This window comes from Streptococcus hillyeri (genome assembly GCF_041081565.1).
GTDB classification, from domain to species: Bacteria; Bacillota; Bacilli; order Lactobacillales; family Streptococcaceae; genus Streptococcus; species Streptococcus hillyeri.
On the sequence record NZ_CP163513.1, the window covers coordinates 872,074 to 894,820 of the forward strand.

A 22,747-nucleotide genomic window follows, 5' to 3' on the forward strand; every position below is an offset into this window, starting at 1 on the left:
TATTTTTAGCATTAAAAACCTCACTAGATTTATCTAGTGAGGACTTTTGTCATTCTACTTATTTCTTAAAAATTAAAAATTTGCTGATGAGATAATTAGTGAGCATAATCAAGACTTGGCCGATTAAGGAGACGATGGAGTCAACAGTACCAATCTTGTGATTAACAAATTGGCCGATGATTTCAGGATATTTGTCAACTAAAAAGAAAGAAAGTAAGACATCAATTCCCATAGAAGATAGTCTGGCAATAAAAAATTTGATTAGGCGTGCAAGCCAGCCTTTTCTTTCTTGAGTAAAGACCCAAATATCATTAAGAACAAATGCCACTAAGATAGCAAGACCATTTGCTAGAGTTGTCGAAAAAATCACATGATGGCTAAGTCCAAAAAGGATTTTTCGTGTTATAAAATAAAAGATGGTTGTGATAACACCTGCAACTAAATATTTAAAGGCATCATTTTTGAGAAGGGATTTTAAATAGTTCATGATATAAGCATACCAAAAAATGACATAAAAGACGATAGGGAAGTCCAAAAAATGCTTGAAAATAAAAGAGAAGGTACAAAAAGCTGATAATTGTCAAAGAAATTCAAAATATGCTATAATGACTTAGTATTAAGGCGTATAGATAAAGGAGTTAAATGAAATGAAAAAAATTCTTACCTTAGTATTTACTGCAGCAGCTCTGCTTTTTTTAGGAGCATGCTCAAATGACAAAACAAGCCAGGCTGTATCATCAAAAGAAACAACAACAGTTAGTGATAATACAATGGCTACAGAAGTAACGGAGACTTATAAAAAGACACAAGAAATCAATGGTGGTAAGCAGGAGATTTATATTGACGTTACCTATACAGGTGATACCTATCAATCTCTTGTATTACGCTATGAAACCATTTACGAAGGCGATGCTTTAGTGAATTTTCAAACTCAAGGGCGTGAAGCTGTCGAAGCGAATTTCAATGAGCACCTTGATGCCTTGATTCCGGGGGTTAATGCCATCAAAGATTTAGAAGGTGTTGACGTGACATCGACAGTTGATGAAAACTTCATTTGGAAATTGTCAGTCAGTTTAGACCCTAATGTTGTTAACTTTGAAGACCTTGCAACAAAAGGCGATAACTTTGCTTACTTGGCAAAAATTGAAAAGATGCCACCAAGTCAGTTGATTGCAGGTTTTAACATCATTGGATTTGAAAAAATAACGCAGTAAAGTGTAAAAAGCAACGGTAAAGGTTGCTTTTTAATTTGTTTTTATGATAGAATATTCAAGTTGCTTAGCAACCCTTGGTGCTTAGTTCTTCTTTCGCCAAGCATATTACACGCGGTTTAGCCGCTAAAGAGGAGAAATTTATGTCAAAATATACTGTTCGTGATTACGTGCAAATTGCTTTGGTTGCTGCCATTTATGTGGTCTTAACCATCACCCCACCGCTCAATGCCATTTCTTACGGTGCTTATCAGTTCCGCATTTCTGAAATGTTGAACTTCCTTGCTTTTTATAATCGTAAGTATATTTGGTCGTTGACAATTGGTTGTATGATTGCAAATTTCTTTAGCTTTGGTATGATTGATGTTGTGGTAGGTGGGCTATCTACCCTAGTTTTTGTCACTTTGGGTGTTATTCTACTAGAGCGATTTAAAGGTCAAGACGTGTTTGGTGGTCTATTTGATAAGGCTCACTTTTACTTTGCCTTCTTTTTTGCGGCTAGTATGTTTACTGTAGCCGCAGAGTTAGCAATCATTGCTGAATTACCATTTTTCTGGACTTGGTTTACCACAGCAGTGGGAGAATTAGCTTCTCTCTTAGTTGGAGCAGTAGTGATTAAAAAAATAGCAGAGCGTATTGATTTAACAAACTAAAAAGATTTGGAGAAGCTTCTCCAAATCTTTTTACTTACTCTTATTTTTGATGTAATCTAATTTTTCTTGTCTGCTTTTACGTTTTTTGAACAAGGCTTCCGCAGACATTGCTTCTTGTTTACTCGGAAAGGTTTCTTGGTAAATGAGTTTGACTGGCAAGCGAGGCTTGGTGTACTTGGCTCCTTTACCGGCATTATGAGCTTTTAATCGCTTTTCGACATCTGTGGTATATCCTGTATAGAGCGTTCCATCGGCGCATTCTAGGACATACATATAGGCTTCCTTGTCAGCTTTTGGCTCTGCCTTTTTTCCAAAATAAATCTCAAAAATCTCATCGGTATAGTCGCCATTTTCTTTGTGAACAAAGAGTGGAGGTAGGATTTTTAGTCCGTCTGTTGAACCATCTTTAATGGCTTCAATGAGGAGCATATTTGCGTCTTTTCCTTCCTTAGGATAGACAAACTGTACTCGCTTGGGGGCAAGGTTATAGCGACGCAGGGTATCAATGATATCCAAGAAGCGGTCGGGACGGTGTACCATGGCAAGGCGACCATTGGATTTAAGGGCGTGACGAGCTACCTCGCAAATCTCTTCTAGATTAGTTGTGATTTCGTGGCGAGCAAGGAGATAATGCTCAGAAATATTCTTTTTGGAGGTTTCAGTTGCCTTGAAGTAAGGTGGATTGCAGAGGATAAGGTCAACTTGGCTACGCGGTACATGGTCTAGAAGATGTTTCAAATCATCGTTAATCATCGTCACCTGATCTTCTAGCTGGTTCAGCTGAATCGAACGCTCTGCCATGTCAGCCAAACGAGGCTGTAATTCAACAAGTTTAATCGGTGCCTTGGTTTTTGTGCTGGCAAAGAGTCCCACGGCACCATTGCCAGAGCAGAGGTCAACAATCAGTCCTTTTTTAGGGATTTTTGGGAAGCGAGAAAGCAGAACGCTGTCGATAGAGTAACTAAAGACAGCCTTGTTTTGAATAATTTTGACATCAGTTGAGAAGAGCTGGTCAATGCGCTCTCCGTCTTTTAAAATCTTAGTAGTCATACTTAACATTATAGCAAAAATTTGGTAAAATATACCATTAGATGACGTAAAGGAAAGGACAATCATACATGTTTTACGCTTACCTTCGTGGGCTAGTCATGTTTTTGCTTTGGGTAGCAAATGGCAATGCACACTTTCATAATACCGAAAAAATCCTAAGTGAAGATGAGAATTATATCTTAGTGGCACCCCATCGCACTTTTTGGGACCCTGTTTATATGGCTTTTGCGGCGAGACCTAAGAAATTTATTTTTATGGCTAAAAAAGAACTGTTCAGTAATCGGATGTTTGGCTGGTGGATTCGTATGTGCGGTGCTTTTCCGATTGACCGTGATAATCCTGGGCAAGAAGCTTTGCGCTATCCAATCAACACCTTGAAAAAAGGTGATAGAAGTCTGGTCATGTTTCCAAGTGGAAGTCGTCATTCTTCAGATGTTAAAGGCGGTGTCGCTGTGATTGCTAAAATGGCTAAGGTCAAAATCATGCCAGCTGCTTATCAAGGACCTCTGAAATTTGGTGACTTTCTAAAAGGTGAGCGCGTGGATATGAACTTTGGTAATGCCATTGATATTTCAGATATCAAAAAGATGAATGATGAAGGGATTGCAGAAGTTGCGAATCGTATTCAGTCTGAATTTGACCGCTTAGACGCTGAAAATGCTAGCTATTCTAATGGTAAGCGCGTGAACCCATTAACTTACCTCATCCGTATCCCAGCAGGCGTCATTGCTTTTGTGCTGGTTCTTCTAACCGTTATCTTTAGCTATCTCGCTAGCTTTGTTTACAAACCTTGGGAGAAAAAGAACTAAGCTACACTCAGTGAGTATCTCTTTCAAAATATAAAGGAAAATCTTCTAGTTTTAGGAGATTTTTTTATTTATTTTCGAATAATAAGGTAAGGAGGCTGTTATGCGAGACAAAAGTGTCAGTGTCATTGTTGGTTTGTTGCTGCTGGTCATTCTATCTTATCTAATAATCGCGCAGTTGGGGACGATGGTGTTGCTACCTTCTCTGACTCCAAATGTGGTATTAACTTAGGAGGGATTATGGAAACAATCATTGAAAAGGTAAGAGAACACGCTATTCTCTCTGGTGTGGGTGGAGGCTTGCTCATTTTGGTGTGTATCATTGGGTTTCTGATGTTGAAACCAAAGGAGGAAGCGCCAGCCTTTCCAGTCGTAGAAGAAGTCACACAAGTGGTCACAGAAAAGGAAGAGGAGAGTAGCTCTGCCTTTTCTCAGGAAAGTGAAAAAATCCTTGTCGATGTCAAAGGTGCTGTCGTATCTGAAGGAGTCTATGAATTGTCGCTGGGAGACCGTGTGCGTGATGCGATTGAACTGGCAGGTGGTCTGTCTCCTCAAGCTGATAAGCAGTCGGTCAATTTTGCGCAGAAACTAACTGATGAAGCTGTTGTTTATGTGGCCAAGATTGGCGAAGTTGAACACTCAGCACCTGCAGTTGCTGGGGACCCACAGGCAGCGTCTGGCAAAGTCAATATCAATAAAGCGACCGCGGCAGAATTAACAACTGTCTCTGGTATTGGTGAAAAGAGGGCTCAAGATATTATCGCTTATCGTGAAGAGCACGGGAAATTTTCTAGTCTTGATGACTTGACCAATGTTTCTGGTATTGGTGCTAAGACTCTTGAAAAGCTGAAATCGGAGCTGACCATTGATTAGGCGCCTCCCTCTTCCAGCTATCTATCTCGCCTTTCTACTGGTGTGGCTTTATTTTGCTATCGTCTCTGGTGAAAAGCTGGCGCTGTTGGGTTTGGTATGCTTATTGGTATGTTGCTTTCGGTTTTATCCTTTGAAAAAAGTGGGGCAGTTGCTCCTTATCCTAACTCTCTTTGCTTCATATATCAGTTATCAAGAATGGCTACAGACTATAAAAGCCGATAGCGCTCCGCAGACGATTCAGAGGATACAGGTACTTCCAGATACCATTTCTGTAAATGGCGATAAGCTGTCTTTTAGAGGTCATTGGGATAATCAGACCTACCAAGCCTTTTACAAACTGACTTCTGAAAAGGAGCAGCGCTTTTTCAAAACATTAACTCAGAGTGTCGTTTTGGATATAGAGGCTGAATTGACAGAACCAGAGGGACAACGAAATTTCAAAGGATTTGACTACTCGACTTATTTAAAAAGTCAGGGAATTTATCGCTTAGTACAGATTGATACGATTAAAACAGTTCATAAGGCGAAGCGGTTAAGTTTGTTTGAAATCATCAGGGGATGGCGACGAAAGGCTCTGGTGCATATCTATGACCATTTTCCGTCCCCAATGAAACATTACATGACTGGTCTTCTTTTTGGACATCTTAGTAAGGAATTTGAGGAAATGAGTGATCTCTATAGCAGTCTTGGGATTATTCATCTTTTTGCCTTATCTGGTATGCAAGTCGGCTTTTTTGCGGGCGCTTTTCGTTATCTCTTTTTATGGCTGGGACTACGAAAGGACTGGGTTGATTGGCTGACGGTTCCTTTTTCGCTAGTCTATGCAGGCATGACAGGTTTTTCAGTTTCTGTTATTCGTAGCCTAATTCAGCTTAATCTATCTAGCTTAGGATTTAGAGGGCTTGACAATTTTGCGGCTACCGTTATGGTGATGTTTCTCATCATGCCAAATTTTTTATTGACCACAGGTGGTGTTCTAAGTTTCGCCTATTCTTTTATTCTAGCCATGACAGATTTTAAGGAAATGAAGCACCCGCGCTTAGCTGAGATGCTGACCATTAATCTTGGCATTTTACCGCTATTGATGTGGTATTTTGCCAGTTTTCAACCTCTCGCCATCTTGCTGACAGCGGTAGTTTCGATTGCTTTTGATAGCTTGATTTTACCCTTGCTGAGCCTAATATTCATCTGCTCGCCCTTGGTTAGGATTGACTTTGTTAATTTTCTCTTTGTATTTTTGGAAAAAGGGCTGACGCTGATTGGACAGTTTTTTAACAGACCAGTTATTTTTGGCAGTCCTAGTTTAATTGTCTTAGTGCTCGTCTTAGTCTGTCTAGGCTTGCTGTACGATGTTCTCCGTTGTAAGAAATGGGCTATAGGACTGAGTCTCATGGTAGCTCTGCTATTTATCATCACCAAACACCCTATTGAAAATGAAGTGACGGTTGTTGATATTGGTCAGGGGGACAGTATTTTTCTACGCGATATGACTGGGAAGACTTTGCTGATTGATGTTGGTGGCAAGGCTGATTTTGCGCCTAAGGAGGCTTGGAGAAAGGGAAAAAGTGATGCCAATGCGGAGCGGACCCTAATTCCATATTTGAAAAGCCGTGGGGTTCATCAGATTGATCAGCTTTTATTGACCCATACCGACACAGACCATATTGGAGATATGGAAGTAGTTGCTAAAGCTTTTTCTATTGGAGAAATTATTGTCAGTCAGGGGAGTTTGACTGTTCCTAGTTTTGTGGAGAGACTGAAAGCCTTACATGTTCCTGTTAAGGCGATGGCTGCTGGTGATAAAATTTCCATCATGGGAAGTCAGCTACAAGTGCTTTACCCAGCTACCGTTGGAAATGGTGAAAATAATGATTCCTTGGTCTTGTATGGAAAACTCTTGGACAAACGATTTTTATTTACAGGAGACCTTGAAGAGGGGGAGCTAGACTTGATTAAAAGGTACCCAAACTTACCTGTTGATATTTTAAAAGCAGGGCACCATGGCTCAAAAGGATCATCCTATCCTGAATTTTTAAACCACATTGGAGCGGAAGTAGCGCTTGTCTCTGCTGGTAAAAATAACCGGTACAAACACCCTCATCAAGAAACCTTAGAACGATTTAAAAAAGAAAATATGACAGTCTATCGCACAGACCAACAAGGTGCCATCCGTTTCCACGGTTGGCAGAAGTGGCAAGTCGAGACAGTGAGGTGAGAAAATGCCCCCCAAAAGCATGACATCAGACCCGATGTTGTGCTTTTTTCTGTTTAGTGAAATTATCCAGTAGATCGTTTCAGCCTGCATTTAGAAATCAAAAGGAGAAGTAATTCGCTTGATAAGAATAGATTTTTGGGAGAACTACTGAGAAAGAAACTCAAGTAATTTTGTTACAGAATGTAGACAAGACTATTTCGTTCAATAGGAATAATCCTCGAGGCTCTGCAGATTTTTTTATTAAGTTCCTATTTTTACGAGCGATAGCGAGCAAAAAAAGATACTTCCGCGTGATAAAAGTGTCAGAAATCGCTAAAATTCAATATTTCTGACACTCGGAATATTTGAGACTAATTGAACACGCCTACAATGCTATGAATTTAGACTCACTTTCCTAGATACTTACGGCATCTTCGTCAAGCTCCCTAAAATTTTTTGCATTGCTTAACAGCTTTGTATCTTAAATTAGGATCAAATATTAGTCATGTTCAAATAGTCCAGTGGACTATTTGAGGTTGGAAATAAAATAGGCTACAGCCTGTGTCAAATACCCGTAGGAAGTCTGCTTGTGTCTGTTAAAACTGTCCAGTGGACAGTTTTAAGTTTGATCTTAGAAATTAGAAAGCGAGAAAAGATACAAAGGAAAGTATCAAAAAAACTTTTTCTTCAATCTAGAACAAAACGTCATTTTTGTTAAGTATTACGCGATACAACTCCAGTGATTTTGTTAGAATTGTTTAAATAATAATAGGATTGACAATATTCTGAAAATTAATTAATATGTTAGATATTAATGAGAAAAGGAGTGTTGGATGATAGAAAAATTATAAGTGATAGGGAGAAGTACATTAGGCTTTGTTTTTGATATCATTGTCAAAATTGAAGGCAGTGTTACTAGGAGAGTTCGTTCCACTCTTAAAAAAGGACGACATCAATTATTAAGGAGAAACGATGGAAAAGAGAAAACGAAAAAGAGAAGGCTTACTCCTGCTATCGTCAGCTGTGCTATTGGCTTGGACCTTGTCCAGTCAATCTGTTTATGCTTCCGAGTTTGTTCAGCCTCAGGTTGAACACACAAGTGTTGGAGTAGCAGAAGTAACAACAGTTGAGATTGGTCAACCTATTCTAGAGGAGACAAGCAGAGCAAGTGAAGATAGCCCAGCTATTTCAGGGGAGACGCTTTCTACAGAAGCAAGTATCTCAGTGGCTACCGAGGAAAAAGTAGCAGCTAGTGAACCAGTAGCTGAAGACAAGACTGACATGGATACCACAGAAACGGTTACAGACACGGTGGTGTCATTGTCGGTAGAACAACCCTTGTCAAAGAAGAGCAATGCTATTGTCAATACGCAACCTCTTTGGGATTCTAATATTAAGGGTCAGGGAATGGTTGTTGCGGTCATTGACACTGGCTTAGATGTGGACCATGATGTCTTACACATCAGTGATATGACCAAGGCGAAGTATCAGAAACCAGAAGATATTGAACGTGCCAAACAGGAAGCAGGTATTGGTTACGGGAAATGGTACAGTGATAAAGTTGTCTTTGGTTACAACTATGCAGATTCAAATGATATCTTAAAACAAAAAGATGTCGAGTCTCACGGCATGCACGTGGCTGGTATTGCAGTTGGAAATCCTACCAAATCTCATAGTAGTGGGGATTACATTTACGGTGTTGCACCAGAAGCACAGCTAATGTTCATGCGCGTGTTTTCTGATAAAACAGGTGGTGGTACTAGTCCCTTCTTATATGCGCGTGCTATTGAAGATGCCATCAAACTTGGTGCCGATACCATTAACCTGAGCCTAGGTTCTGCTAATGGTATCTTAAACGATTGAAGCTGCTATCAAAAAAGCAAACGAAGCTGGGATTACCGTTGTTATCGCAGGAGGAAATGACACGGCATTTGGTGAGGGACATGCCAATCCAGACGCTGATAAACCTGACTATGGTCTAGTTGGTGACCCTTCTGCTGCTAGAGATAGTCTCTCAGTGGCTTCATATAATAACACTCATGTCACCAATGAAGTGCTAACGATTAATGGGGCAGAGACGACAGAGGTAGTATTTTCACGCCCTAACCTCGAAACGCCAGCATTTGATGCCACGAAACATTACAACTATGTCTTTGTTGGAAAAGGCACAGAGAACGATTTTGCAACTTCAGGTGATGTAACTGGAAAAATTGTTGTCATTGAGCGTGGTGATATTACATTTGGTGCTAAAGTTGAAAATGCTCAACGCCATCAAGCAGCAGGTGTCATTATTTTCAATAATACAGATGGTGACGCTCATTCCGTCCGCATGACACTGACTGAGGAAGCGACCAAAATTCCATCCCTATTTATTGATCGTAAATCAGGACAATTATTGGTTTCCAATGCAGCTGATGGCAAGTATACCATTACAGTAGATGGGAAATATCGTCTAGAAAGCAATCCCAAAGCTAATCGCATGTCAGATTTCTCAAGTTGGGGACTAACAGCGGATGGTGAATTAAAACCGGATATCACAGCTCCAGGTGGCGATATTTTTTCTTCCATTAATGATAATAAATATGGCACGATGGGCGGAACAAGTATGGCAGCCCCTCATGTTGCAGGCTTGTCTGTTTTAGTGAAGCAAGTATTGGCAGAGCGTTTCCCTAACATCAAAGGAAAAGAGTTGTCTACTCTCATTAAGCACCTATTAATGAGTACAGCTGTTCCTCATATCAATGATGAGACGAAAGCGCACACTTCTCCACGCCAACAAGGTGCAGGGATTGCCAATGTTTCAAAAGCAGCGCATTCAGATTTTTACCTTACAGGCGATGAAGGCTTGAGCAGCATTTCTTTGGGAAATGTTGGTGAAACCTTTACTTTCAATGTTACCATCCATAATTTGTCTGACCAAGAAAAGGTTGTCAAATATGTTACCGATGTTAATACTGATCAAGTGGAGAACGGTAAGGTAACCCTTAAACCTCGAAAATTGGCTGAATTTGCAGGTGAAACCATCACTGTTTCGGCTAAAGGGAGTGTGACAGTTCCTATTTCAGTGAACACAGCTCAGTTTACCAAAGAATTGACTGAGTTAATGACCAATGGTTACTATCTTGAAGGATTTGTCCGCTTTTTGAATACGGAAGATGATGGCGAATTGGTCAGTCTTCCTTATGTCGGCTTTAAAGGAAAATTCCAAGATTTAGCCATTATTGAAAAGCCTGTTTATGATTATAAACCAGGTGAAAACCCATTCTACACTGATTTGACTAAGGTTACATCTTATACACAGGAAGAGGATTCTCATTACACAGCAGTCTTAATCGGTGAAAAAGAATTTAACCATTTGACCAATTCTTACACAGACACCTTAGGTTTAACAGCTGGTGCCTTTAAAGATGAGAACGGGAACTATGTCATTCGTCGTGATGCTGATGGAAATCCTATTATTGCCATTTCACCAAATGGTGACGGTAACCGAGATGCTCTTGCTTTCCGTGGAACCTTTTTAAGAAATTATAAAGAGCTCCGCATTGCCATTTACAAAGCCGAAGATACAGCATTTGAAACGCCATTGTGGATTAGTGATAAGGCGTCAGGCGATAAAAACTACTATAGTAGCAACCCATCTAATCCTAAGTCAACACTTATTGATACCAGTGAGTGGGCCGGTAGAGATTCAGAAGGGAAATTGTTACCTGATGGTAAATACAAATATGTGGTTGAACACTATTCTGTTGTACCGGGGGCACAAAAACAACGCCTAGTATTTGATGTGGTCTTGGATACCTCAACACCAGTTGTTGTGACTGGTGTTTATGATGAAGCAACACGTCGCTTTAAACCTCGTGCAACTAAGGAAGAGGGAGTGGGTGTTTATCGTGAACAAATGTATTATGTGTTAGATAAATTTTATATTGGAGATGAAGCCTTTGATGATTCATTCTTCATCACAGATCCAACTCGTAAAGAATACATCAAGAAAAATGCTGACGGAACTTACACGATACCAGAAAAAGATTTATATGATAGACCAATTTCTGATGAAAACATTTGGTTTATGGTAGAAGATTTTGCTGGAAATACCATGCGTACAAACCTTGCAGAATTTAAAATGATTGGTAATACTTCTGGCGTGGTTAACGTTAGACTGATGGATAATAAACTGAATATGTCCCTAGACATGCTAGGCTACCGTTACAGCATTAAAGATGAAGCTGGAAATGTTGTGACAGATAGCACATCTGTCGGAAGAAATCTACACATTTTACCATTTGGAACCTATACAGTTGAACTCATTTTATTTGATGAAGAATATGCTAAATTATTGGATAATGAAACGGTCAAAACGATTGTGGTTGATGAAAACCATACCGAACTTGCTGTTGATTTTGCCACTAAATTAGTGTTGTACAGTACTTTAACTGTTGACTTTGATACAGAATTACCAGCTGGTGTGCAGGTTTATGCTATTGATTCAAATGGCAACCGTACGGTGCTAACCAAAGGACGCTACATCACGGATGTTTTTGAAAAACGTCTGGTGTACAATGAAAAATACACCATTGTTGTCGAAACGCCTAAAGGCTACTTTGTCGCTGGAGAAGATATGACCGCAGATATGGTAGAAAATCATGTGGTGAAAGTCTTGTCGCTTTGGGCTAAAGGGGATATTGAGCAGGATGGTAAAGCTCTAGAATTAGAAACTAAGCCAGAAATCGATCTTACAGCAGACCCTGACCAAGATGGCTTCACAACTGAGGAAGAATTGAAAGGTCAAAGCGATCCATTTGATGGGACTTCGGTACCAGAAGTGAGTGAAACAGGTGCCGGAGTCACAGCTGACGCCAAACCCGAAATTGACCTTGCATCAGACACCGACCAAGATGGTTTCACAACCGAGGAAGAATTAAAAGGTCAAAGCGATCCATTTGATACGACTTCAGTGCCATTTATTTGGGAGACAGGAACAGGGGTTACGGCTTCTGAGAAACCAATCATTAGTTTTGAAACTGAGAAAAAAGGTCACCTAGAATATCAGCCATTATCAGTGTCAAATACAAAAGATGAGGCGCCTGCTGATGTCGAAACAGTGTCACATACCCCAATGAGTGAGAAATCTTTAAATCAATTTTCTAAATCATTGACTAAAGAAGCGTTACCAAAAACAGGTCAAACCGACTCATTCTTGACAATCTTATGTGGAACAATGGTTATCATCTCAGCTATGGTAGTTATTAAACTTAAGTCAAAAAATGACTAATCTTTAGAAAATATCATCATTTAAAAAACGAGTAAATCCAATAAGGACTACTCGTTTTTTTTTTATTTAAATGAGTATTAATATAAATAACTATAGCAGGGTCAATAACTAACATGATATTGGAAAAATGACAGTCAAAATGTATAAAATAATCAGTCCTACCTCAAATTCTTTTGTGCGTTTGTCTGGTAAAAATAATTATGCTATTGATTTGTTTGTTCGCTTTTTGTATAATGTAACCGTATTAACTATTTGGAGGAAATAAAATGTTCGGAAAAAGAGCGATTCGAGATAATGCCCAACGCTTTTCGATTAAAAAGTACAGCATTGGTGTTGTCTCTGTCCTTTTAGGATTAGCTTTCCTAGGCGGAACAGTTGTTCAAGCAGAGGAGTCAGCCAATTTAGGAAGCCAGCTTGTACAGCCTAGTGATAACACCTCTCTACAAGGTTTGGAAGAAGCTCAACCTGTTTCTGTGGTGCCAGATTCTAATGCGGTATCAGATAGTATTTCTACAGAGGTAGCTCCAGAAACGCTCACTACCCCAGCCCCTGTTGCAGAAGCAGAAGTTAGTCAATCATCAGTTGTTAGCGTAGAAGACTATCAAAAAATGACAGCTAACAAGCAAGAGGTTACTGTCGAGGGCTATATTACAGGGTCTTTAAAATTAGGAAATGCCTATGGCAGTGAGTACTCCAACCTAGCTCTTGGTGCAACCAAAGACGCAGCAGCTAAAGATACGATTCCTGTTCAATTAGTCGGTAAGTCAGATGTTAGAAAAGCCTATAATGTCAAGGATAACCCTCAGTACATCGGTAAGAAGGCAAGAGTAACAGGAATTTCAGAAAACTATTTTAATAAAATTGGTATAAAATCTACGAGCAAGATTGAAATTATTGAAGATGATAGTATTTCTGAGGAAACAAAACCTGTTGAAACCCCAGCACCACTAGAACCAGCGAGTCCAGACCTTACCCCAATTGCTCATTTGAGAACATCTGAACAGGGGAAAGAATATAGCTTTGCAGGAAAAGTTATCAGTCCTATCAATGCTTGGGGCGGTCAAGGCTTTTACGTTCAAGATAAGTCTGGCGCAGGCATTTATGTTTATCCGAAAAAAGACTTATCCTTAAAACAAGGTGATGTTGTTGAACTAAGCGGAAAATTATCGCAATACGGCAGCGAGTTACAAGTTGTTGACATCACAGCAAGTAAAAAAATTGCAGACGACATTAACACGCCACTGACTACCTTAACCATTCCCACATTGAGTGCTGACAAACAGTCTACGCTAGTCAAATTAGAGAATGTCAAAGTTGGAACGATTTCAAGTGATTCCTTTGATAATGCGACTTTTGATGTCACTGATAAAGATGGTAATGTTGTGTCTATCCGTCTTGACAGTCGTTCTGGCATTACAGCAACTACTCTAAAAGAAAAAATCACTACCAATGATGAGATTAATGTCACAGGCATTTTATCTAGTTTTAAAGAAGCTAATCAAGTAAAACCTTTCTCTCTTGGACATTTTGAAATTGTGAAAAAAGCAGAAGCAATTCCAGCTGTTGAAGCAAGAGTTTCTGATATTCAGGGGGAAGGCCATGTCTCTCCACTGGTAGGCAAAGCAGTCACTGTTAAAGATGTCGTTGTTACCTATGTTGAAAAAGATAATAAATTCTATGTGCAGGATTTAGTCTCTGATGATAACGTGAAAACTTCTGATGCTATCGCTGTCTTTTTGCCAAAACACAAGGTCAAAGTTGGTGATAAATTGGAAATTACTGGTGAAGTTGAAGAATATTTAGGAGACGGCTATTCAGATAAATCCGAAACAGACCTTACCGTTACTCAAATCAAAGCTAAAAAAGCAACAGTTGTAGGGACAGCAGAAGTGCCAAAATCAGTTGTTTTGGGAGTAGATCGTGTGGCTCCGACAAAGGTCATTGATGACGATGCCTTCAAAGACTTTGATCCAGAAAATGATGCCCTTGATTTCTGGGAATCGCTAGAAGGACAGTTGGTTACAGTCAAAGGAGCAAGAGTCTTAGGCCCACAAAGATATGGTGAAATCTATGTCGTACCAGGAAATGACACCACTAAGAAAAATAATTCTGGTGGTATCACCTTGCAAACACTAACTATAAATTATTAGTTGATAATAAGGCCTTGGATTCTCATCAAGATGGCGGATTGAAACCTGAAGTTAGTCGCATTGTTAAAGACCCTGAAAAATTAATGATTGCTTCTTACAATATTGAAAACTTCTCTGCCAATAAAAAAGGCACCAAAGATGAAAAAGTAGCAAGGATTGCAAAATCGTTTGTCTCTGACTTGCATTCACCAGACATTATTACTTTAATTGAAGTTCAAGATAATAACGGAGAAACCAATGACGGTACGACAGATGCGACGAAATCTGCACAACGTTTGATTGATGCCATTGCGGCTTTAGGCGGCCCAGCTTACAAGTACATTGACTTTGCACCTGAAAATAATGCCGATGGTGGGGCACCTGGTGGTAACATTAGAACAGGGTTCTTGTACAATTCTGAAAGAGTTAAATTATCTGATAAACCAGTAGCCCAGCCAAATGAATCAGCAACTTGGGAAAATGGGGAGCTGAAATACAGTGTCGCAAGACTCAACCCAACAAGTCCTGTATGGGAAGGCACACGAAAAGTTCCAGTAGCTGAATTTGAATTTAATGGTGAAAAAGTTGTTCTGCTAGGGCTTCACTTAAATTCTAAACGTGGTGATATGGGCGTCTTTGGCAAGATTCAACCACCACAGTTCAAGTCAGAAGCCAAACGTCATCAGATGGCAGAAGACATTAAAGCATTTGTCGAAACTGGGTTTTCTCAAAATGAACGAGCGAATATCGTTATCCTAGGTGATTATAACGATTATGAGTTCACTAAGACTCTGTCTATCATTGAATCAGCAGGACTAAGAAATCTCGTCAAAAATCATGAAGAATCAGATAGATATTCTTACTTCCATCAAGGAAATAATCAAACTTTGGACCAAGCTATGATTTCAGGCCACCTAGCTGATAATTATGAGTTTGATATGGTTCATGTGAATGCTGCCTTTATGGAAGAACATGGCAGAGCTTCGGATCATGACCCATTATTGCTACAAATTGACATCAGAAAAGTCAATGAAGTGCCAAAAGATTTTCCAACAGTGGATAAGAAACCTGAATTGACATTGCCATTATCTTTGACACCTAAAAACGAGAAAGCTAATACTCCTCGTACGCAAACAGAGGTGAAACCATCACCAGTTACGAAAGAAGGGCAACAAACAGCAAGTGGAGCGAAACAAGATATCTTTAACGATTCAAAAGCAGAAAGCCTACCAGCGACATCAGATTCTGACACTCAATTGATAACAGTCATGGGTGGAGGACTTATCTTGTTGAGCAGTCTTGCAATTGCAAGCCATAAACGTAAAGAATACTAAGCAGTTTCTAAGAAACACTATTTGTGTATCTGATGGTAGCATAACTAAAGAGACCAAATTCTAAATCAAGAATAAGGTCTCTTTTTTATGTTTGTGAGAGATTAATTGTTTAGATCTGTCAACATTTGAGTTGTGGCTTTGGACTTTTATTGGTCTGCACCTGCTTTTTCCAATAGAAAATGAGGAATAAAAAGACTTGCTATGATACTAGCCAAACCAAACCAAGTGATAATAGCCATGATCCACGTTCCAGGAGAAAAAATAAATTGCCCAAAGAGGATAGCCAAAACACCACCCCAAAACGTTAGAGCGTGCATAGTATTATCTTTAATAATAACGATATCACTATTTGAGACAGAAATTCTAGATTTTTTACTGCCACGAACGGTGAGCAAACTTTCAGAAGTAGGAAGACTCAAGTCAACCTCCTCATTTTCCATAATACGAGCAACAGTTTTCCCATTCAGTTTCAGGTAAATAGGAGCAAAGGCGCGAATATACTTCGTACGACGTTTAATGGTAATAGACATGATAAACCTTTCGAGATTACTTTTCCTTATTATAGCGTGAAACGAAAAGGAGGGCAAGGAAGAGGGTGACGTCGTGAGGAGGCATGAGAAATTTAGTGCGTAAATTTTTAGAAGAATTCTTCATTGTATACTTTGCGGAGTACGCTATTTTTGCTTTTTATATGTTACAATGAGGGATAACGAAACAGGAAGTACTTAACAGGATAATAGATGATTATTTGCTTTGTACGAGGTGACTGATGAACACACATTTAAAGAAATATTTAGAAATCTATGAAAAATTTCCTTTAAATGCTTATTTTTCCAAAGAGCAAAGGAAAGTTCGTCACAAGATGATGACTAGTTGGGAAAAGGAAGCAGTAGACGAGTATCCAAGTTTAGACGAGCTGATGGATTTTGTGACTCAGTATAAAAACAACATTCACATTACGCCACAGTTTTTTCAAAAATTTCAATCTGTGTGGAGAGAAGATTTTAACCATGGCTATCAGTTTTCTGAATTTTTATTGGAAATGGATTTAGAGGAATTGATATGGAAATTTGACCTTTCATCTATGCATTTGGCAAATCAAGTCTTAAAACGTCATCAAAATCATGTCAAAGCCTTAAAACTTAAATTAAAATTGTTAGTCCGTTACCACGATTTTTGCTTACACGAACTTACTTGGGGAGTATTAGCAGAAGGAAATAGAGAAGAAGAATTAAACTCAGTAACAGAGATGGAAGAAACGGCTAAGAAACTCAATTTTCAAGCTAAAAACTTTGAAATATTATGCCATAATTGTAAACGGTATTATCCACTCTGGTTTGAATATTTAGAAGAAAAAACTAAATGTGGCTTTAAAGAGTTTTTAGAGCTAAAAGGTGTAGATACCGAGAGTATTTATCTACCTTACATAATGATTTAGAAATGTTAACCTTTGGGATGAATAGTAGGAATAAAAAGTGATTTTTATCCGCAAATGTTTCTTTTTCGAGAGCTTGCCTGAGGTGCGCTTTTTTAACTTTTTATATGTTATAATGGAAGTTAGAAAGCGGATGCGAAATTGGCATTCCTAGAATAGAAATTGGTGATATTGTATGATTAAATTGATAGCAACAGATTTAGACGGTACTTTTTTGACGAAGCAGCATACTTATGATAAGGCTTTATTTGCAAGGGTTTTAGATAAGTGTGAAGAGCAGGGAATATTATTTACGGTGGCTAGCGGTCGTCCGATGCTGAGTGTGCAAAGGTTATTTGCAGATGTTTTGGATAGGATTGCGATTATTGCTGAGAACGGTGGTGTTGTTTCCTACAAGGGTAAAGTGATTTCAGAGCACCTGATGACTTCCGAACAGTACCTGTCTATGGCTGGTCAGCTAGAAGTCCTTGATGACTGTAAGGGCTACTTATTATCAGGGCGTGTAGGGGCATATGCGCCACTAACAATTGATGATGTTTATTTTAATCATGTTTCCAATTATTATGAAAACACTCAGAAAGTACACTTAGCTGAGGTGACAGACGATATTTATAAGCTAACGGCTCAATTTTCGGATGAGTTTATTGCGGAACATAGCAGAGCTTTAACGGAGGCTAATCCTGGTTTGGCGGCTGTTGTCACAGGATTTGGTGGGATGGATATTATCTTAGAAGGCATTACAAAAGCTACTGGACTGTCAGCCTTATGTGAGCGTTTAGAATATACCCCTTCTGATGTGATTGCATTTGGAGATAATTTTAACGACGCAGAGATGTTGTCGTTTGCAGGCACAGCTATTGCTACCGCCAATGCGCGTGAAGGGATTAAAGAAATGGCTGATCAAGTAATTGGTTCTTGTGAAGATGGAGCCGTATTGACTTATTTAGAAGGAATGTTAAAAAATGACTGAGATTAAATTACTAGCCTTAGATATGGATGGCACCCTTTTTACAACTGAAAAAACCATTACTGAGGAAAATAAACAAGCTTTGAAAAAGGCACAAGAAATGGGGGTCCAGGTTGTGATTACCACAGGTCGTCCTTTAAAAGCGATTTCTTATGTTTTAGATGAGCTGAATCTTAACAATGCAGAAAATTATAGCATCACCTTTAATGGTGGACTCGTTCAGCGTAATAATGGAGAGATTTTGGATGCCAGTGCTCTATCTTTTGATGAGTTAGACATCATCTATTCAACTTTGGAACCCCTCAGTTTACCGATGGATGTCATTAGTGATGGGACAGTATATAGCATTCCTAGTCATGGAGTGCATTCCCAATATTATCAGGCAAATCCGATGCTTACCTTTGTGGAGTTGGACACGCTTAATGACTTACCAAGAGATATTAGTTATAATAAAGTAGTCGTTGTGACAGAGGCTGACTTTTTAGATACTCAGATTCCTAAAATTCCTTCAGAGTTGCATAAGGCTTTTGAGATTTTTAAATCACGTGAGATTATTCTTGAAATTATGCCTAAAGGTATTCATAAAGCAGTTGGGCTTGAGATTTTGACAAAGCATTTAGGGTTAAAGGCGGAGCAGGTGATGGCAGTGGGGGATGAAGAAAACGATGTCACCATGCTAAAATGGGCTGGTTTAGGCGTTGCTATGGCGAATGGCTCTGCTATTGCTAAAGAAAGTGCTAAGGCGGTCACAACGAAAACGAATGACCAATCAGGAGTCGCTGAAGCGGTCGAAAAATATATCGTGAATGGAGAATGACATGGGCTTATTTGATAAGTTATTTGGAAACAAAGAAGAAAAAGCTGTCGAGGAAGTGGCAGAGGTAGCGAGTGAAGAAGTTGTCAATGCTGATAATGACCAGCAAGATGAATTAGTAATTGAGGAAACATCAGAAGAAGTCTCTGAAGAAAACATTGAAGTATCAGCTGAGCAAACGCAAGCCGTTGATAATGCCTTTTCATCAGTCATGGCAGATTATTACGCCAAAAAAGCCGCTGCCAAAGCCGCAGCTGAAAAGGGTGAAGAAATTCATTTTGAAGCTATAGAAACGAGACAAGTAGAGCGTGAACCAGAGCCAGTTATAGAAGTTCCAGCTGTTGAAACAACAGAGGAAAAATATAATCGCAGTTTAGAGAAAACACGTACTGGTTTTGGTGCTCGTCTCAATGCCTTTTTGGCAAATTTCCGTCGTGTGGATGAAGACTTTTTTGAAGAATTAGAAGAATTATTGATTTTATCCGATGTTGGGGTTAGCGTTGCAACAAACCTAACTGAGGAGCTCCGCTATGAAGCGAAGTTAGAAAAAGCTAAGAAACCAGAAGAACTCCGTCGTGTCATCATCGAAAAATTGGTGGATATTTACGAAAAAGACGGTAACTTTAACGAGAAAATCAATTTCCAAGATGGTTTGACAGTCATGCTCTTTGTTGGGGTTAATGGCGTCGGCAAGACAACTTCTATTGGTAAACTTGCCCATAAATATAAGTCCGAAGGAAAAAAGGTGATGCTTGTAGCAGCCGATACCTTCCGTGCAGGTGCCGTTGCCCAGCTTGTTGAGTGGGGTCGCCGTGTGGATGTCCCAGTTGTCGTTGGTCCAGAAAAAGCTGATCCTGCCTCAGTTGTTTTTGACGGTATGGAAAAAGCTGTCGCAGAAGGAGTAGATGTCCTCTTGATTGACACTGCTGGTCGCCTACAAAACAAAGATAACCTCATGGCAGAGCTTGAAAAAATTGGTCGTATCATTAAACGTGTTATCCCAGAAGCGCCACATGAAACCCTATTGGCTCTAGATGCTTCAACTGGTCAAAACGCCCTTAGCCAGGCCAAGGAATTTTCAAAAATCACACCATTGACAGGACTTGTCTTAACTAAAATTGACGGAACTGCAAAAGGTGGTGTTGTTCTTGCCATCCGTGAAGAATTAGACATTCCAGTGAAACTCATCGGCTTTGGTGAGAAAATTGATGACATCGGACAATTCAACTCAGAAGACTTTATGACAGGACTTCTAGCAGAAATTCTATAAGAACTAGAAAAAGATTGCTTCGGCAGTCTTTTTTGGCTAAAACAATGAATTTTATAGGAAACAAGAGCTTTGTAACAACTGAAAACATTTACATAAAGATTAGAACAGTCATTTTTTAAAAATTGTGATACAATAGTTAGGTTAAAAATAAGAGTAAGAGGATTTTATGACAAACTTAAGAAATGATATCCGTAACGTAGCCATTATTGCCCACGTTGACCACGGAAAAACAACCCTCGTAGATGAGCTTTTGAAGCAATCACAAACACTTGATGAGCGTAAAGAGCTTGAAGAGCGTGCGATGGACTCAAACGATATTGAGAAAGAGCGCGGTATTACAATCCTTGCCAAAAACACAGCCGTTGCTTATAACGATACTCGTATCAATATCATGGATACCCCAGGACACGCGGACTTCGGTGGTGAAGTTGAACGTATCATGAAAATGGTTGATGGTGTTGTCCTTGTTGTTGACGCTTACGAAGGAACAATGCCACAGACTCGTTTTGTGTTGAAAAAAGCCCTTGAGCAAAACTTGACACCAATCGTTGTTGTTAACAAAATTGATAAACCATCAGCTCGTCCAGCAGAAGTTGTTGATGAAGTGTTGGAACTTTTCATCGAGCTTGGTGCGGATGATGATCAGCTTGAATTCCCAGTAGTGTATGCGTCAGCGATTAATGGAACATCATCACTTTCAGATAACCCAGCTGATCAAGAAAAAACAATGGCACCAATCTTTGATACTATTATTGAGCACATTCCAGCGCCAGTTGACAATTCAGATGAGCCACTTCAATTCCAAGTTTCCCTTCTTGACTACAATGAGTTCGTAGGACGTATCGGTATTGGACGTGTCTTCCGTGGAACGGTCAAAGTTGGTGACCAAGTTACCCTTTCAAAACTTGACGGGACAACTAAAAACTTCCGTGTGACAAAACTTTTCGGTTTCTTTGGTCTTGAGCGTAAAGAAATTCAAGAAGCTAAAGCTGGTGATTTGATTGCTGTTTCTGGTATGGAAGATATCTTCGTTGGAGAAACTGTAACACCAACAGATGCAATCGAGCCACTTCCAGTTCTTCGTATTGATGAACCAACGCTTCAAATGACTTTCTTGGCAAATAACTCACCATTTGCAGGTCGTGAAGGTAAGCACGTGACATCACGTAAAGTTGAAGAGCGTCTCATGGCTGAGCTTCAAACAGACGTTTCTCTCCGTGTTGAAAACACAGAGTCACCAGATAAATGGATCGTATCAGGTCGTGGTGAGCTTCACTTGTCAATTCTTATCGAAACAATGCGTCGTGAAGGCTACGAGCTTCAAGTATCAAAACCAGAAGTTATCATCAAAGAGATTGATGGCGTGAAATGTGAACCATTTGAGCGTGTTCAAATCGATACACCAGAAGAATACCAAGGTTCAATCATCCAGGCCCTTTCAGAGCGTAAAGGTGATATGCTTGATATGCAAATGGTTGGTAATGGACAAACTCGTCTTATCTTCTTGATCCCAGCGCGTGGTTTGATTGGATTCTCGACAGAGTTCTTGTCAATGACACGTGGTTATGGTATCATGAACCACACCTTTGACCAGTACCTTCCATACATTGATGCTGAAATCGGTGGACGTCACCGCGGAGCTTTGGTTTCAATTGACCAAGGTAAAGCAACGACTTACTCAATCATGCGTATCGAAGAACGTGGTACAATCTTTGTCAACCCAGGTACAGAAGTATATGAGGGAATGATCATCGGTGAGAATGCCCGTGAAAATGACTTGACTGTTAACATCACAACTGCAAAACAAATGACTAACGTTCGTTCAGCAACAAAAGACCAAACAGCAGTGATTAAAACACCACGTATCTTGACACTTGAAGAATCTATCGAGTTCCTTGACTACGATGAGTACATGGAAGTAACCCCTGAGTCAATTCGTCTTCGTAAACAAATTCTTAATAAAAACGAACGCGAAAAAGCCAATAAAAAGAAAAAACAAGCTGAATAGTAGCTCTCAGAGTTATAGGTACCAGCTAGAAAGGAATGACAACGAGTTTTCAAGAGCGTCAGTTGTAGCGCTATTAAAGGGGAATGATGGTGATTATTGCTAGGCAGAGATAACTCGTTTAACCTTTGTTATGTTTTATCTGATTATTGCGATATTAATTGTACTTTATTACTTTTTCCGAGCACCTAAAACCATTAAAAATACGCTGAGTATTATCTTAGTCGTTGGTTTAATCGCTCTGTTGCTAGTTTTAGCAAGCATGACCTTTATGAAAATTCTACAATCCCCACCAGAACTTTTCATAGGAATTGGCATGCTAGTGCTAGCCCATCGAACCTTAAAGGATATTAATAATCTTTCAGAAAAATAAAGGCTTTTGTAACTTAGTAGGAGTTCTTACGACAATTATAGAGCCATAAAAAGGCGCTCTTCCGAAAGGATGGGCGCTTTTTAAAATCTCAAGATGATATTAAAAAAAGCCGTGCAGAAATAGCACGACTTGGCGTAATCTAAAAACTTATACTCATTCAAAATCAAAATTAGATTTTTATAGCCTTTATTTTGATGGGTTAGTGAAAGTAAGGGGGTAAACCGTTTCTTTCACCACAGTGGACAGTTCCCATAATATCTACTTTGTCATCTTGGACACTGTAGCCGTATAAGTAGAAAGCGATAATTCTCAACTCTCCTAGTAGCTAAAGCTATAAATCCACAGTTTTGTTGGAGTGCCA

The 22,747-nt window shown here is 39.4% G+C and carries 18 protein-coding genes and 1 riboswitch; of the genes, 15 read left to right on the forward strand and 3 right to left on the reverse strand.

Translation table 11 applies throughout. The features are described 5' to 3' along the window. Nucleotides 1-58: 58 nt before the first annotated feature. Nucleotides 59-487 carry a GtrA family protein gene (locus AB6M99_RS04135; protein WP_121834341.1) on the reverse strand — a complete coding sequence of 143 codons (429 nt, stop codon included), beginning with the start codon at nucleotides 485-487 and terminating at the stop codon, nucleotides 59-61. A gap of 160 nt (nucleotides 488-647) precedes the next feature. Here AB6M99_RS04135 and AB6M99_RS04140 point away from each other — a divergent pair, with 160 nt between their 5' ends. Both AB6M99_RS04140 and AB6M99_RS04145 read left to right on the forward strand, forming a co-directional pair. Then, entirely contained in the window at nucleotides 648-1,214 is a 567-nt protein-coding gene (locus AB6M99_RS04140; RefSeq protein ID WP_369351116.1) for a hypothetical protein, read from the forward strand. A gap of 42 nt (nucleotides 1,215-1,256) precedes the next feature. Beyond that, nucleotides 1,257-1,357, forward strand: a riboswitch (PreQ1 riboswitch). Beyond that, entirely contained in the window at nucleotides 1,355-1,864 is a 510-nt protein-coding gene (locus tag AB6M99_RS04145) for a QueT transporter family protein (protein ID WP_121834343.1), read from the forward strand. (Overlaps the previous riboswitch by 3 nt.) Nucleotides 1,865-1,894: 30 nt before the next feature. On the opposite strand, the gene AB6M99_RS04150 is transcribed toward AB6M99_RS04145, so the two are convergent. Continuing rightward, nucleotides 1,895-2,914: a GIY-YIG nuclease family protein gene (locus tag AB6M99_RS04150; protein ID WP_121834537.1), complete on the reverse strand. Its 1,020-nt coding sequence runs from the start codon at nucleotides 2,912-2,914 to the stop codon at nucleotides 1,895-1,897. A 68-nt stretch (nucleotides 2,915-2,982) separates the two neighbouring features. Here AB6M99_RS04150 and AB6M99_RS04155 point away from each other — a divergent pair, with 68 nt between their 5' ends. From AB6M99_RS04155 to AB6M99_RS04185, 7 genes are all read left to right on the forward strand, one after another. After that, nucleotides 2,983-3,723 (forward strand): 1-acyl-sn-glycerol-3-phosphate acyltransferase, encoded by a 741-nt coding sequence (locus tag AB6M99_RS04155; protein ID WP_121834344.1) that lies wholly within the window; start codon nucleotides 2,983-2,985, stop codon nucleotides 3,721-3,723. Between the two features lie 237 nt (nucleotides 3,724-3,960). Beyond that, entirely contained in the window at nucleotides 3,961-4,593 is a 633-nt protein-coding gene (locus AB6M99_RS04160) for a helix-hairpin-helix domain-containing protein (RefSeq protein WP_121834345.1), read from the forward strand. Beyond that, nucleotides 4,586-6,808 carry a DNA internalization-related competence protein ComEC/Rec2 gene (locus AB6M99_RS04165; RefSeq protein ID WP_369351117.1) on the forward strand — a complete coding sequence of 741 codons (2,223 nt, stop codon included), beginning with the start codon at nucleotides 4,586-4,588 and terminating at the stop codon, nucleotides 6,806-6,808. The genes AB6M99_RS04160 and AB6M99_RS04165 overlap by 8 nt, the downstream gene beginning before the upstream one ends. 951 nt (nucleotides 6,809-7,759) lie before the next feature. Next, nucleotides 7,760-8,650, forward strand: coding sequence for a S8 family serine peptidase (locus tag AB6M99_RS04170; RefSeq protein ID WP_369351118.1), 891 nt, complete (start codon nucleotides 7,760-7,762; stop codon nucleotides 8,648-8,650). 7 nt (nucleotides 8,651-8,657) lie between these two features. Further along, the gene (locus AB6M99_RS04175; RefSeq protein ID WP_369351200.1) at nucleotides 8,658-12,059 is read left to right on the forward strand and encodes a S8 family serine peptidase; all 3,402 of its coding nucleotides are present in this window, start codon (nucleotides 8,658-8,660) and stop codon (nucleotides 12,057-12,059) included. 266 nt (nucleotides 12,060-12,325) lie between these two features. After that, on the forward strand, nucleotides 12,326-14,209 hold the full coding sequence (locus AB6M99_RS04180) for a DUF6359 domain-containing protein (protein WP_369351119.1): 1,884 nt from the start codon (nucleotides 12,326-12,328) through the stop codon (nucleotides 14,207-14,209). A 38-nt stretch (nucleotides 14,210-14,247) separates the two neighbouring features. After that, complete coding sequence (locus AB6M99_RS04185; RefSeq protein ID WP_369351121.1) at nucleotides 14,248-15,522, forward strand: endonuclease/exonuclease/phosphatase family protein; 1,275 nt, start codon at nucleotides 14,248-14,250, stop codon at nucleotides 15,520-15,522. A gap of 146 nt (nucleotides 15,523-15,668) precedes the next feature. Here AB6M99_RS04185 and AB6M99_RS04190 read toward each other — a convergent pair whose 3' ends face one another. Next, nucleotides 15,669-16,052: a hypothetical protein gene (locus tag AB6M99_RS04190; RefSeq protein WP_121834349.1), complete on the reverse strand. Its 384-nt coding sequence runs from the start codon at nucleotides 16,050-16,052 to the stop codon at nucleotides 15,669-15,671. Nucleotides 16,053-16,291: 239 nt separating this feature from the next. Here AB6M99_RS04190 and AB6M99_RS04195 point away from each other — a divergent pair, with 239 nt between their 5' ends. The 6 genes from AB6M99_RS04195 to AB6M99_RS04220 all read left to right on the forward strand — a co-directional run bounded on the left by AB6M99_RS04195 (nucleotide 16,292) and on the right by AB6M99_RS04220 (nucleotide 22,386). Further along, on the forward strand, nucleotides 16,292-16,960 hold the full coding sequence (locus AB6M99_RS04195; RefSeq protein ID WP_369351122.1) for a hypothetical protein: 669 nt from the start codon (nucleotides 16,292-16,294) through the stop codon (nucleotides 16,958-16,960). A 175-nt stretch (nucleotides 16,961-17,135) separates the two neighbouring features. After that, nucleotides 17,136-17,927: a Cof-type HAD-IIB family hydrolase gene (locus tag AB6M99_RS04200; RefSeq protein ID WP_121834538.1), complete on the forward strand. Its 792-nt coding sequence runs from the start codon at nucleotides 17,136-17,138 to the stop codon at nucleotides 17,925-17,927. Next, the gene (locus tag AB6M99_RS04205) at nucleotides 17,920-18,741 is read left to right on the forward strand and encodes a Cof-type HAD-IIB family hydrolase (RefSeq protein WP_121834351.1); all 822 of its coding nucleotides are present in this window, start codon (nucleotides 17,920-17,922) and stop codon (nucleotides 18,739-18,741) included. The genes AB6M99_RS04200 and AB6M99_RS04205 overlap by 8 nt, the downstream gene beginning before the upstream one ends. 1 nt (nucleotide 18,742) lies before the next feature. After that, nucleotides 18,743-20,008 carry a signal recognition particle-docking protein FtsY gene (gene ftsY, locus AB6M99_RS04210; protein ID WP_121834352.1) on the forward strand — a complete coding sequence of 422 codons (1,266 nt, stop codon included), beginning with the start codon at nucleotides 18,743-18,745 and terminating at the stop codon, nucleotides 20,006-20,008. A 166-nt stretch (nucleotides 20,009-20,174) separates the two neighbouring features. Next, nucleotides 20,175-22,016 (forward strand): translational GTPase TypA, encoded by a 1,842-nt coding sequence (gene typA, locus AB6M99_RS04215; RefSeq protein WP_121834353.1) that lies wholly within the window; start codon nucleotides 20,175-20,177, stop codon nucleotides 22,014-22,016. 130 nt (nucleotides 22,017-22,146) lie between these two features. Continuing rightward, a complete protein-coding gene (locus AB6M99_RS04220; RefSeq protein ID WP_121834354.1) occupies nucleotides 22,147-22,386 on the forward strand; it encodes a DUF3165 family protein in 240 nt (79 codons plus the stop codon). The last annotated feature ends 361 nt before the right edge of the window (nucleotides 22,387-22,747 follow it).